11 protein-coding genes are annotated in these 13,313 nt (G+C 68.8%); 7 read left to right on the top strand and 4 right to left on the bottom strand.

Going from position 1 to position 13,313, the window contains the following annotated elements; all coding sequences use genetic code 11:
• The first annotated feature begins 199 nt into the window (after positions 1-199).
• Positions 200-1,624, top strand: coding sequence for an MFS transporter (locus tag D7223_RS00880; protein ID WP_120723765.1), 1,425 nt, complete (start codon positions 200-202; stop codon positions 1,622-1,624).
• A 483-nt stretch (positions 1,625-2,107) separates the two neighbouring features.
• Here the strand turns inward: D7223_RS00880 and D7223_RS00875 are convergent, their stop codons facing one another.
• Positions 2,108-2,410 carry a metal-sensitive transcriptional regulator gene (locus D7223_RS00875; RefSeq protein ID WP_089002271.1) on the bottom strand — a complete coding sequence of 101 codons (303 nt, stop codon included), beginning with the start codon at positions 2,408-2,410 and terminating at the stop codon, positions 2,108-2,110.
• A gap of 148 nt (positions 2,411-2,558) precedes the next feature.
• Between D7223_RS00875 and D7223_RS00870 the strand changes: the two genes are divergently transcribed.
• The 3 genes from D7223_RS00870 to D7223_RS00860 are packed head-to-tail and all read left to right on the top strand — an operon-like array spanning position 2,559 to position 6,045.
• Positions 2,559-2,768: a heavy-metal-associated domain-containing protein gene (locus D7223_RS00870; RefSeq protein ID WP_120723762.1), complete on the top strand. Its 210-nt coding sequence runs from the start codon at positions 2,559-2,561 to the stop codon at positions 2,766-2,768.
• Between the two features lie 38 nt (positions 2,769-2,806).
• On the top strand, positions 2,807-3,775 hold the full coding sequence (locus tag D7223_RS00865) for a hypothetical protein (RefSeq protein WP_120723760.1): 969 nt from the start codon (positions 2,807-2,809) through the stop codon (positions 3,773-3,775).
• 14 nt (positions 3,776-3,789) lie between these two features.
• Positions 3,790-6,045, top strand: coding sequence for a heavy metal translocating P-type ATPase (locus D7223_RS00860; RefSeq protein WP_120723758.1), 2,256 nt, complete (start codon positions 3,790-3,792; stop codon positions 6,043-6,045).
• 137 nt (positions 6,046-6,182) lie between these two features.
• Here the strand turns inward: D7223_RS00860 and D7223_RS00855 are convergent, their stop codons facing one another.
• Positions 6,183-6,761 (bottom strand): DUF305 domain-containing protein, encoded by a 579-nt coding sequence (locus D7223_RS00855; RefSeq protein ID WP_120723756.1) that lies wholly within the window; start codon positions 6,759-6,761, stop codon positions 6,183-6,185.
• A 447-nt stretch (positions 6,762-7,208) separates the two neighbouring features.
• Between D7223_RS00855 and D7223_RS00850 the strand changes: the two genes are divergently transcribed.
• Together D7223_RS00850 and D7223_RS00845 are read left to right on the top strand one after the other, a co-directional pair.
• On the top strand, positions 7,209-8,261 hold the full coding sequence (locus D7223_RS00850; RefSeq protein ID WP_238161402.1) for an NlpC/P60 family protein: 1,053 nt from the start codon (positions 7,209-7,211) through the stop codon (positions 8,259-8,261).
• Positions 8,262-9,092: 831 nt separating this feature from the next.
• Positions 9,093-9,758 (top strand): C39 family peptidase, encoded by a 666-nt coding sequence (locus D7223_RS00845; RefSeq protein ID WP_120723754.1) that lies wholly within the window; start codon positions 9,093-9,095, stop codon positions 9,756-9,758.
• A 338-nt stretch (positions 9,759-10,096) separates the two neighbouring features.
• Here the strand turns inward: D7223_RS00845 and D7223_RS00840 are convergent, their stop codons facing one another.
• Positions 10,097-10,702, bottom strand: coding sequence for a TetR/AcrR family transcriptional regulator (locus tag D7223_RS00840; protein WP_120723752.1), 606 nt, complete (start codon positions 10,700-10,702; stop codon positions 10,097-10,099).
• Between the two features lie 85 nt (positions 10,703-10,787).
• On the opposite strand from D7223_RS00840, the gene D7223_RS00835 reads away from it, so the two are divergent.
• Complete coding sequence (locus tag D7223_RS00835) at positions 10,788-12,200, top strand: MFS transporter (RefSeq protein ID WP_202864563.1); 1,413 nt, start codon at positions 10,788-10,790, stop codon at positions 12,198-12,200.
• A gap of 446 nt (positions 12,201-12,646) precedes the next feature.
• Here the strand turns inward: D7223_RS00835 and D7223_RS00830 are convergent, their stop codons facing one another.
• The gene (locus D7223_RS00830; RefSeq protein ID WP_238161399.1) at positions 12,647-13,252 is read right to left on the bottom strand and encodes a TetR/AcrR family transcriptional regulator; all 606 of its coding nucleotides are present in this window, start codon (positions 13,250-13,252) and stop codon (positions 12,647-12,649) included.
• Positions 13,253-13,313: the final 61 nt, after the last annotated feature.

Here is a 13,313-nt window from a genome sequence, read left to right as displayed (position 1 = left end):
GTCGCCCCTTTCCTCATGCAGCCTGCGTCGCCAGGACCCGCCCTTCTTGCTGACACGGAAGCTACCCCAGGGGGGTATGTGCCGCAAGGGGAGGCGTGTCCGGCTGTGGCTGAGGTGGATCACTTGACATCGCATACCCCCAGGGGGTACACCTTCACCACTTGCCAATACCCCCCAGGGGCATAAAGGAGTGGTTGTGATGTCTCACGGAACCAAGCGGTGGTGGGCCCTCGGCCTCATCGCGCTCGCCCAGTTCATCGTCATCATGGACACCTCGATCATCGGTGTCGCACTACCCAGGATGCAGACCGATCTTGGATTCTCACCGGAGAACCTGTCGTGGGTGTTCAACGCCTACGTGGTCGCGTTCGGTGGCTTGCTGTTGCTCGGCGGTCGGTTGTCAGACCTGTTCGGCGCCCGCCGCATGTTCACCGCCGGCTGGCTGATCCTCCTGGTCGGCTCGGCCGCCGCGGGCCTGGCCGACAGCGTCGCCGTCGAGCTAGCCGCCCGCGCGGTGCAGGGCGCTGGTGCCGCCCTGATCGCGCCGTCGGCGCTGACGCTGCTGATGATGCTCTTCGGCGCCGAGCCGCGGGAGCTCACCCGGGCCCTCGCTCTCTACGGGGCTGCCGCCCCCGCCGGTGGCACCGCCGGCGTCTTCCTCGGCGGCGTCATCACCGAGTACGTCAGCTGGCCCTGGGTCTTCTACATCAACATCCCGATCGCCCTGCTCGCCGTCCTCGCCGCCCCAGCGCTGATGCCGGCCGGCGGCGCGCGCCGGGGCTCCCTCGACGTCGCGGGCGCCCTGACCGTCACCGCGGGTCTCGGCGCCGCCGTGTACGCCATCGTCCGCGCCCCCGAGGTCGGGTGGACCTCCGCCCAGACCTGGTTGGCCCTCGCCGGTGCCGTCGCCGCACTGGTCGCGTTCGTCGCCATCCAGGCGGCGCGTCGTGAGCCGCTGATGCGCCTGTCCATCTTCCGCACTCCGAACCTCGCCGCCGCCAATGTCACCCAGCTTCTGCTCGGCGCGGCGTGGATTCCGATGTGGTTCTACCTCAACCTCTACCTGCAGCAGGTTCTCGGCTACAGCGCCTTCCCCAGCGGCGCCGCGCTGCTGCCGATGACCGTCCTGATCATGGTCGCGATGATTACCCTCGCGCCGAGGGCCATCAACCGGTTCGGACCCAAGCCGATGGTGGTGACCGGCCTCGCCGTCCTCGCCGCTGGCCTCGGGTGGCTCGCCCTGATCCGTCCCGATGGCACGTTCGTGGCGGACGTCCTGCCCGCCTCGCTCGTCGCGGCCCTGGGCATGTCGCTGGCCTTCATCCCGTCGCTGGGCACGGCGATCTCCAGCGCCCGCCCCGAGGAAGGCGGACTGGCCTCCGGCATCGTCAACACCAGCTACCAGGTCGGCTCCGCTCTCGGCCTGGCCGCCATGACCGCCGTCACCGCCTCCTCGGGCGCCGACCAACTCGGCGACCTGCCGGCCCTGACCAACGGCTACTCCGCCGCCTTCATCGGTGCCGGCGTCGTCGCCGCAGCCGGAGCTGTCATCGCCGCGATCACCCTGCGCACCGCCGCACCCCGCCCGGAAACCACCACCGCCGAGCCCGCTCGGGTCGGCTGACCTGGCTCTTCCCGCGGAGCGAACCCGCGTGATGGTGTCTGTGGGACGGCCGGCCGCCATGGCCGACCGCCCCAAGGGCGGGCAGGGGGGTAGGGGGAGTAGGACCTGCCGCCGTTATGGGAGCAGAAGAGGGCCCTCCGCTCCGTCGGTGTGGCAGCCCACTGCCTGCGGATGAAGCAACCCTCGAGCGGGGCCCTGACGGACGGACCGTCGGGGTTACGCCGTCCGGCCAACCCGGTCCGGATCGTCCTGCGGAGACCGATCGAGGTGTCAACTCCGACTGACGGGCGGAAACCCGCCCTACGGACACCGCCGGATCCTTCTCGTCACACAGGCGGCGGGCCGGCCAAGCAGTAGCTGGCAGCGACCAGTGGCGGCGACCGTTACCTCTACCACCCACACAGTCGGTCCGCGCACTTCCTGGCAGGTATGTCTACCGGTCAGTGCGCCGTCGGCGCACTGACCGGGTTACTCGGGGAGCAATCAGCCGCGCTTCATCAGGCGGCCGACGGCGGCCATCATCTCGGTGGCCATCTCGTCGGCCCGGCCCTCCGCCGCACCTTCGTGCATGCAGTGCCGGGCGTGTCCGTCGAGCAGGCCGAGGGCGACCTTGTCCAGGGCGGCCTGGATGGCGGAGATCTGGGTGAGGACGTCGATGCAGTAGCGGTCGTCGTCGACCATCTTCTCGATGCCACGGACCTGCCCCTCGACGCGGCGCAGCCGGGCGAGCAGCTGGTCCTTGGTGGCTGTGTAGCCCCTGGTCGGGGTGGGCGTCGGTGTGGTCATGAGATCCAGGATAGCGTACCCCTCGGGGGTATGCTACGGTTGCCGATGCGGGATACCCCCTCCCCGTATGTGTTGCCTTGAGCGGCCGACGCGTCCGTTCTCCAATTACCCCCCGGGGGTATATTGTGAATCGTGAGAGGAGCATTCCATGACCACCGCGACGTACCAGGTGAAGGGCATGACCTGCGGCCACTGCGTCAACTCGGTCAGCAGCGAAGTCGGTGCCATTCCGGGCGTCAGTGAGGTCCAGGTCGACCTGGCCGCCGGTCAGGTCACCGTGACCAGTGAGGCGCCGCTGGACCCGGCCACCGTACGGGCCGCCGTCGACGAGGCCGGCTACGACCTCGTTGACGCCTGACAGTTCTCACCAACCCGAAGAACCGAGGTGCCAGTCACATGAACACGGCGACGAAGCTGAGCGGTTTCACCCTCGGCCTCGCGACGGTGTTCGGCGCGGCGTACGGGGTCGGCCACGTGGCCGACCCCGTCGCCCCGGCCGCCGAAACCCGCCACGACAGCACCACCGGCCACGACGACGCCGGCCACGACACCGGCTCCGCGGCCGCCGAACAGATCCCCGGCGGACTGCAGGTCTCCGACCGCGGCTACACCCTGGCCCCGATCACCGCCCCGACGGATGAGTTCGCCTTCCGGATCACCGGCCCCGACGGACGCCCCGTCACCACCTTCGACGAGGCACACGACAAGCGGATGCACCTGATCGTCACCCGGCGGGACCTCTCCGGCTTCCGGCACGTGCACCCGGAGATGGCGCCGGACGGCACCTGGCGGGTCGCCTCACCGCTCGGCGAGCCGGGCACCTGGCGGGCGTTCGCCGACTTCACCCCCACCGGGGCCGAGCCGCTGACCCTCGGCGTGGACGTGCCCGTCCCCGGTCCGTTCACCCCACGTCCGCTGCCGGCACCGGCAGCCAGCAGCACCATCGACGGGTACACCGTCACCATCGCCGGCACCCTGCAACCCGGCCGCACCGCCGAGCTGACCCTGAACGTGAGCCGCGACGGCGCTCCGGTGACCGACCTACAGCCCTACCTGGGCGCGTACGGGCACCTGGTGGCGCTGCGTCAGGGCGACCTGGCGTACCTGCACGTGCACCCGGACGGCGAGCCCGGCGACGGGCGGACTCAACCCGGACCGCAGGTCACCTTCTTCGCCGAGGTCCCATCGGCCGGCACATACCGGCTCTTCCTCGACTTCCAGCACCAGGGCACCGTCCGCACCGCGGAATTCACCCTGACCGCCGGCGACGCCCCCACGAGTGGAGGCACCGCCCCGGCAGGCCCCGCCACCCCACGTCCGTCAGCGACCGACGGACACGGCGAGCCCGGCCACGCCCACAACTGAAACCGGAGCCTGTCATGACCTCACCCGCCAAGCCGCTGCGCGTCGCGCCGAACCAGATCGAACTGGCGATCGGCGGGATGACCTGCGCCTCCTGCGCGGCCCGGATCGAGAAGAAACTCAACCGCCTGGACGGCGTGACCGCCACGGTCAACTACGCCACCGAGAAGGCCACCGTCCGCTACGACGGCACGGTCACGCCGCAGGACCTGATCACCACGGTGGAGAAGACCGGCTACACCGCCGCCGTGCCGCCTCCACCCACCCCGGCCGGCGCGCCCGCGGCCGCGGAGCCCGCCGACGAGCTACGCGGCCTGCGGACCCGGCTGTGGGTCTCGGTGGCGCTGACCGTGCCGGTGGTCCTGCTAGCCATGGTGCCGGCCTGGCAGTTCACCTACTGGCAGTGGCTGTCGCTGACCCTGGCCGCGCCGGTGGTCGTCTACGGCGGCCTGCCGTTTCACCGGGCGGCCTGGATCAACCTGCGACACGGCGCGGCGACCATGGACACCGTGGTCTCGCTCGGCACGATCGCCGCGTTCGGCTGGTCGCTGTGGGCGCTCTTCTTCGGCACCGCCGGCACGCCGGGGATGACCCACCCCTTCAGCTTCGACATCAGCCGCACCGACGGCGCCGGCAACATCTACCTGGAGGCCGCAGCCGGGGTCACCACCTTCATCCTCGCCGGCCGCTACTTCGAGGCCCGCTCCAAGCGCACCGCCGGAGCGGCCCTGCGCGCCCTGCTCCAACTCGGGGCCAAGGACGTCGCGGTGCTGCGCGACGGCGTCGAGACCCGGATCCCGGTCGACCAGCTCGCCGTCGGGGACCGGTTCGTGGTCCGCCCCGGCGAGAAGATCGCCACCGACGGCGTCGTCCACGAAGGCACCTCCGCTGTCGACGCCAGCATGCTGACCGGCGAGTCCGTGCCGGTCGAGGTCGGCCCAGGCGACACCGTCGTCGGCGCCACCGTCAACGCCGGCGGTCGCCTCGTAGTCACCGCCACCCGGATCGGCGGCGACACCCAGCTGGCCCAGATGGCGAAGCTGGTCGAGCAGGCCCAAACCGGCAAGGCCGCCGTGCAGCGCCTCGCCGACCGGATCTCCGGCGTCTTCGTCCCGATCGTGATCGCGCTCGCCGTCGCCACCCTCGGCTTCTGGGTCGGCAACGACAGCGGCCTGACCGCCGCGTTCACCGCCGCCGTGGCGGTACTGATCATCGCCTGCCCGTGCGCCCTCGGCCTGGCCACCCCGACCGCCCTGCTGGTCGGCACCGGCCGCGGCGCCCAACTCGGCATCCTCATCAAAGGCCCGGAGGTACTGGAGTCCACCAAGCGGGTGGACACCGTGGTGCTGGACAAGACCGGCACCGTCACCACGGGCAAGATGACCCTGGTCGACGTCCTGCCCGTCCACGGCCAGGACGCCGACGAACTGCTCCGGCTGGCCGGCGCACTGGAGGCCGCCAGTGAGCACCCAATCGCTCAGGCGATCGCCGTCGGAGCGTCGCGGGCCGGCGCGCTGGCATCAGTGACCGACTTCGCCAACGTCGAAGGGCTCGGCGTGACCGGCACCATCGACGGCCGTGACGTGCTCGTCGGCCGGCTCCGGCTGCTGCGCGAGCGCGGTCTCGACGTACCGGACGAGGTCGCGCGGGCGGTGACCGCCGCGGAGGGCGAGGGACGGACGGCGGTGCTGGCCGGCTGGGACGGTCGCGCCCGCGGCGTCCTCGCGGTGGCCGACGTGGTCAAGCCGACCAGCCGGGCGGCGGTCACCCGACTGCGCGCCCTCGGCCTGACGCCGGTGCTGCTAACCGGCGACAACACCACCGTCGCCCGGGCCGTGGCCGCCGAGGTGGGCATCGACGAGGTAATCGCCGAGGTGCTGCCGGCCGACAAGGTCGACGTGGTCAAGCGGCTCCAGGGCGAGGGGAAGACCGTGGCGATGGTCGGCGACGGGATCAACGACGCCGCCGCGCTGGCCCAGGCCGACCTGGGGCTGGCCATGGGCACCGGCACCGACGTGGCGATCGAGGCGTCCGACCTGACCCTGGTCCGGGGCGACCTGATGGCCGCCGTGGACGCGATCCGGCTCTCCCGCCGCACCCTCGGCATCATCAAGGGCAACCTGTTCTGGGCCTTCGCCTACAACGTGGCCGCCCTGCCACTGGCCGCAGCCGGCCTGCTCAACCCCATGATCGCCGGCGCTGCGATGGCCTTCTCCTCGGTCTTCGTGGTCGCCAACAGCCTCCGGCTGCGCCGCTTCCGCACCGCCAGTTGAGACAGCGTCGAGGCGCACCTGCCAGGACAGGTGCGCCTCGACCGTCATTTGACCGACGAAACGGTCATCTCGTTCAGAGCCGCCCTGCCAGACCCAGGCAGTTCGTCGTCAACGACGTCCTCGACAGAGCAAATGCGCTATCGCAGCTGGTCGCGCAGATTGTTCATCTCGCTAACGTCTTGCAGCTGCTCGTCGTGGATCTTCCTGGCGAGGTCCGTGGCCTGGCCTTCACCGGAGGCCAGTTCCATGTCCGCCATCATGATCGCCGACATGTGGTGAGCGCTGAACGCGTCCAACCAGCCGAGGTCGAACTCGCGGCCGGACAGCGCCTGCAGCTCGCTCATCTCCTGCTCGTTGAATTTTGCCAGCGGCGGCTCCGGCGGCTCCGCGGTCATGTTCCCCCCTTGCGCGATTCGTCGAAGCTCGGGCAGCTCCGCCTGCTGATGGCGCAACGAGCGTTCAGCCAGCGTCTTCACACCAGGCGTTGACGCCTTGTTCACCGCCAGCTGGGCGAACTCGATGCCTTCCTCGTGGTGCGAGACCATCATCGCCGCGAACATGGCCGAGCCATGCGCGGACCCCGCTGGGCCGGGCGTGTGCGGGCTGGCCGTCGCGACCGCCGCGGTGACCAGCAACCCATCGCTGCAGCCCCCGATAGCGATGGCCAGAGCGACGAAGCCACCTGCCCCGACGAGTGGGAAACGCTTCCTGCTCATGCTTCCTCCGCAATGTCCGGCAAGGGCCGCTGACGACGGATCTGTCAGATCAGGGCGAACTACGGCCGCGGATAGTAGGACTTGGGCGACAGCGCTTACCCGTCCTGCCGCTGCTCTAACTGGGGACTCCGCGCAGTTGCCGGTGGGCCACCAGAGAACGAAGGCACCCACCGAGCTATTGGCCGCACTTCGGCTGCTCCCTGCCGGGCAAGCAGGTCGCCGAACGCAAACAGGCAAGGCAGCGCCAAGCCGAGTGGACGCACACCGAACACCACCGGACGTTCGACAGATGCGCCCGGCACGTCTACTACTGCTCGTTAGTAGAAGCCAGTAGCGGGTAATGGGCCAGCGAACAGTTGTAGGCCGAAATGATATTGCTATGCGCCGATTTTGTGCCAGTGAGCTGGCCGATCGCCCAGGCCTAGTCCCAAGAGGGGAGAAGGTGGAATGAAACTCTGGGCGCACTTTCGTAGACGCGTCGTCCTACTGAACATCGCCGGGTTCATGCTGTTGGTTCTTACCGCCGCGATCACCTATGTGGCGGTGCGGCCAAATCCAGACGATCAACCCGAAATCACGTTAGGTGGCGCGGGTGCGGCCGGGGGGCGCACATCTGGCCCCTCGGGCTACACCTACCAGCGGTCGAAGGAGCCAGACCGTACGGAGATCATCGACTCGTCCGGGCAACCTGTGGCGGTCATGACTGATGGCGCGCGGACTGTGCAAATCTACGGGCCGACGCGAACGTTTGAGGAGCCGACCTTTACATCCGCGAAGGTCGATACGCAGGTGTGGGTTCGGATCGCACCGCAGCCGTGGCGGGCCGGCGCGGAAACCCAGGCGTGGTTCGTTGATTGGCTCTCAGCAGCCCGCCAGGACCGCTCACCGGATGTGCTGGCGATCGCCTTCGAATACGTCGACGAAGCCCCGGCGAAGAAGAACAACGATGGACAACAGTATGCGGGGGACGCATCATTCGGGCCGCCGGACCCTGCGGACCCGGATGGCCGTCAGGAGCGATCTGATTTCTACGACTACCTTGGCGTCTCTTGGACGTTCCCGGACGGCAAAAGCGAAACGCCCGAGCCGCAACGCAAGCTGGCACTGGACTGCTCCGGCTACCTCCGGATGGTCTACGGTCACCGCCTCGGTTATCCGCTGCGCGGCACGAACACGCCCGGTGAGGGCCTGCCCCGACGGGCATATGCGATGGCAGAATTCGGCCCCGGTGCGCAACTGATGCCCAATTCCGGGCAGCGAGCCCGAGCCATCGACCGTCTGCTCCCCGGCGACCTGGTGTTCCTGAACGCTCAGCCGGTACCCAACGACCAAATCGATCACTCGGGCATCTATCTGGGCCTCGACGACGGGGGGCACCACCGGTTCATCTCCAGCAGGTCCCAGACAGACGGCCCGACCATGGGTGACCTTTCCGGCGCACCGCTGCTGGACGGCAGCGGCTACTGGCCAGACCGATGGCTTACCGCGCGCCGAATTTGACGCATATGGCCCGACCCCTCAGCGCCGCACTCGACTCTCCGGGAGTCTTCGTCACTGGCTGCTCCTGGCGGGCGGCGATGTGAGGGATGGGTCTACCGCTGCGCCAGCGAACCGGGATGGGCAACCGCCGCCGGGCCGGTAGGCGCGTCGTCGTGGCGGACAGCGCCTGCCGTGGCGGCGGGCCTCGGCCAGCAATTTCCTGCGAAGAAGCCGTGCAGAGGTGCTGCGCTGCTCGGGGCACATTGAGGGCGACGTTGGCCAGGGGGACCTGGCCACCTGCATGAGGGTGTGCAGTGACGCCGGGCGCGGTGACCAGCACGCGTAAAGGTCAGCTCGCCGTGTCCGCTCGCGGCGGATGAGCCGCCACCGTTGCTTACCGCCGGGGAGGTGGGGATGGTGGCCAGACGAGAGTAGCCACGAGGGCTTTCGCCTCCGGCCCGCAGCGGTGCGGCTGCCACTCGGCGTGAGGATCCGCTCGTCGAGCACGTCAATACGCCCGAGGGTGCGGTTCGTCGTTGACGTGCATGCGTCGGTCACCTTCAACGCGGCGGCGATCATCTGCTGGGCCTGGGCCGGCTTCAGAGCACGGGCCGGCGGTGCGGCGGTCCGGCTGGCCGCCTGAAGGCGGCCCATTCTCCTCCTACTCCGCGAAATACGCAGTGTTTTCACGAAACTCCACCGGGTATTCGACGGCCGAGAGCCCGGCAAGCCGATGGTGAGCCACAGAAGCCGGGAGTATCCGAGGCACCAATGGCGTACTACGGGCGTTCCGTCCCCGTGGGTATCGCCCCTCCGACGTACCGGAGGCCTCAACTCGATGGGAGCCTGACGATGCAGTCACTTCTTTGCAAGAGCACTCTGTCCGTTGCTCTCATGGTCACCGGTGGCGCTGTTGCCGCTCCGATGGCCGCTCACGCCAGCCCCACAGAGAACAAGCCGACCGCTGCTGTGCAGCCGCCGCCCCCGCCGCCGGAGCCGCCGCAGCAGCCGCCGGAAGACAAGCGGGTGCTGGAGTACGACTACCAGAAGCAACCGAACGGCTATTACTGCGCCCCGGCCGCGACCCGGATCGCCCTGTCAACTCAGGGCAAGGTCCTGCCTCAGAAGGAGGTCGCCCAGAAGCTGGGCACGACCGAGGACGGTACCAACTCTGCGAACGACACCACCCGGGTACTCAACGAGGTGACCGGCGGTGGCTACGAGACCACCGAGATCGGCGGCGCCACCGCCACACCTGCGCAGGTCGACAAGCTGCGTACCGACGTGGTTGAGGCGGTCGACGCCAAGCGAGGCGTCGTGGCCAACACCATGGGCACCGGTGTGGACACCGAAGGCGACCAGCACGTGTTCCCCAGCGGGCACTACGTGACCATTGTCGGGTACCGCGACGATGGCGACCGGCTGAAGGTGGCCGACCCGTACGACCCGGAGAAGCACTACTGGATGACCGACCAGAAGCTGGCCAACTGGATCGCCGCCCGCGGCTACTCCAGCTGATACCACTCACGAACAGCTGCAGGCCGGGCGCCGACAGGGGGCTCGGCCTGCGGCCCTACCCACTCGGAGACCGGCCGCCAGTTGCCCTCTCCAGATACAGCAAGACGTACTCCTCCCGTAGCTCCGGTCCCCGCTTGCTGCATCCCTGAACTGATCGAGGCGGGACGGCGGTCTGCTCACTCGGGATGTCCATTGAGCGGCGGACCTGCTCACCGGAGCGCTGCAACGACTTCTGCGACATGTCGTCGCGACCGATGTAGCGGCTCGCGAGGCCTCCGCTGCCCGAGTGCGCGCCGCCGGGGGGCCAGCGCGGACGGGACCGGTTGGCCTGACGGTTCTCAGGCGGGGACGCGCCGTCCGGGCGGCGTGAAGGCGGCCAGGACGGTCGCGGTGATGAATGCCGCGGCCTGGTCAGGATCGAGGCGGCCGGCGTTGATCTCGTCGGCGGCGGTGTGCATCACGCTGTGCATGACACCGACCAGCCATGAAGTGGATAGGTCGCTGCGGAACGCTCCGTCGTCCTGACCGCGTTTGACGAGGCCTTCGACGCGCTCGACCGGTCCGGCATGTAGGTCGCGGATGCGGCTTGGCGGGAGAACTGCCTGGGCGGCGAGCAGGAGGGCGCGGGACTGGTTTACCAGCAGCCAGCTGGAGTCGATCAGCCGCGTGAGTGCCTGCCGGGTGTCGCCGACCAGGTCGACCGCGTCGAGTGCGGCGTGGCCCTGGTCGATGGCGTGGGCGAGCGCCGCCTCGACCAGGTCGGCGCGATTCGGGAAGTGGCCGTAGAGCGTGACCCTCCCGACGCCGGCCGCCTTGGCGATGTCGCTGACGCTGGCATCCGGGTCGCGGCTAAGGGCGTTCACCGCGGCCTTGAGTATCGCCGCGATGCTGCGCTGCGCATCCGCTCGCCTGGCCAGCGGCTGCGCCGACGTCGGTACCGTCACCCGATCCCCCTTGTTGAACAGTGGTGTACGAGTTACTGTACCCCGACACAAGTCAAACACTGCTGTTCGAATTGGAGGCGACGCCGTGTCCGCTCAGGCCGTCGACCAACCGGAAACCACCGCAACCGACTCACGCCGCTGGCGCATGCTGGCACTGCTCGGCATCGCCCAGTTCATGCTCATCCTCGACGTCACCGTGGTGGCGATCGCGCTGCCGCACATCGGCACGGACCTCGCGCTGCAACGCGACACGTTGACGTGGGTGGTCAGCGCCTACACCTTGATGTTCGGCGGCCTGATGCTTCTCGGCGGCAGGGCGGCGGATCTGTTCGGTTCCCGCCGCGTGGTGCTGCTCGGCCTGCTCGTGTTCACCGTCGCGTCTCTGGTCACCGGTCTGGCCGCCGACGCCGCGATGCTGATCGGCGGCCGCGTCGCGCAGGGCGTTGGTGCGGCGATGCTGTCACCCGCGGCCCTGTCGGTGGTGACGAGAATCTTCCACGGACAGGAGCGCAACAAGGCGCTCGGCATCTGGTCGGCGCTGGGCGGTGGCGGCTCTGCGATCGGTGTCCTGCTCGGTGGTGTCCTGACCGCCGGTCCCGGCTGGCAGTGGGTGTTCTACATCAACGTGCCCATCGGCCTGATCGTGCTGGCGGTACTAGCCCGGATGCTGCCGGCAGAGCTGCCGCAAGGAACTCGGGCGCGCCTGGACGTTCCGGGCGCCATCCTTGTCACGGCCGCGACCGGCGCAGCGATCTACGCGCTGATCAACGCGGGCGACCGGGGCTGGCTGACCGCCGCGACCCTCGGGACCCTGGCCGGCGCCGTCATCCTGTACGCCCTGTTTGCCGTCGTGCAACGCACCGTGCGCTCGCCGCTGATGGACCTGCGGCTCCTGACCCGACGGTCGGTGGCCGGTGGCACGTTCCTGATCCTGGTGGCAACCGCGCTGATGATCGCGGTGTTCTTCCTCGGCTCGTTCTACCTGCAGCACCACAAGGGCTACGGCCCCCTGCGAACCGGGCTGCTGTTCCTGCCGGTCGCCGTGGCCACGATCATCGGCGCCCACGTCGCCGGCCAGGTCGTTGGCCGCATCGGCGCCCGGCCCATCGCGATGACGGGCCTTACGATCGCGGCCCTCGGCACCGCGGTACCCGCGCTCGGGACCGGTCCGGCTCTGGTGGTGACGGGGATCAGCGTCGGCGCAGCGGGAATCGGCGCCGCCTTCGTCGCCGCCTCCACGACCGCGCTGGGACACGTCGCTCATCACGAGGCGGGAATCGCGTCGGGCCTGCTCAGCACCTTCCACGAGTTCGGCGCCGCCCTCGGAGCCGCCGTGGTCTCCAGCATCGCCGCGGCGAGCATCGCCGGCAGCAGCAGCACCGGCTTTACCCGCGGCTTCACCTTTGCCGCAATCGTGGCTGCGGTTTCCGCTGTCCTCGCACTGCTCATCGTGCCGACCCTGAAGCCATCTGCCGACGTTCAGGCCCACGCGCACTGAACAGCCTGCGTGCTGGAGGCGGTCGCGGCGGGACTGGCTACCATCGGCACTTTGAAGATCACTCCTCTGGCGTGGACGTCGAAGACCGACGTCCACGCCAGAGTCCGGAGCGGGTGGCTCGCGCGGTTCTGGGTCTCGCCTCATGCACCAGTCCTGCAGGCGAGCCTGCTCGTTGCTCCAGGCGCCCAGCCCGCAGCAACGGGAGCAGTCCGCGTAACCCATGGCAGTTGCCGTCCCGCTCCGGGCGTGGCAGGCGGCTTCACGTGCTCCCCGCTGGCCAGGACCGCGAATAGGCGGTCTCTCGTAATCGGCACAGAGTTCGGGGAACGGCTGTTCGCGCACCGCGCCCGGTGTAGTGGAACGCCACGCTGTTCGCAGCGATGATTAACCCTGTGGCCGCCTGCCGAAGGTCTCCCGGTCCTGCTGGTGCATCCCCGGTTCTGGGCTTACGAGGGTGGAGGCCGTAGCCCGGCCAGCGTGACCGCGACAAGGCGGTTGACTGCGGCATCGCTCGGCATACTGCTGGCTGCGGTGAGAGCGTGCAGGCAGTAGCTCGCAAGCTCGTCAGGCGCGACGTCGTCGCGCAGTTCGCCTGCGGCGACCTCGGTCAGCAGGTCTCGGAACAGGTCGATGAGCTGCTGCTGAGCGTTAGCGACATGCTCATTTCGGTGCAGGAGTGCCGCCAGTTCTTCCGTGCCGTGTCGCTGCCGGTAGTGGCACATGATGGCGTAGCGCTGGAGAACCGCTTCGAGCCGCTCGCCCGCGGTGCCGGGTTGGTCGCGGAGTTCAGTGAGATGCGCGAGGTGGCTGGCGACGTGACGTTCATGCTGGGCGGTCAGGATGGACTCGACATCCGGGAAGTACTTGTACAGCGTGGCGCGACCGATGCCGGCCTTCTCGGCGATCTGCGTCATCGTCACCGACATCAACCCATGCTTGCTCACCAGCGCCCAGGTGGTTTCCAAGATCGCGTCGCGCACCGTCTGGCGATGCGCCTCGATCGTCGTGTTCCACAACTTCGGCACCACCAAAGCATACGGGATGGCTACCACCAGAACACTATGATTTGATGGAGGCGAAGTGTCTCGCAAAAGGTCACCCGGGAGGAAGCTC

The organism is Micromonospora endolithica (genome assembly GCF_003626595.1).
Lineage (GTDB): Bacteria > Actinomycetota > Actinomycetes > Mycobacteriales > Micromonosporaceae > Micromonospora > Micromonospora endolithica.
This window is presented reverse-complemented; position numbering and strand designations above follow the sequence as displayed.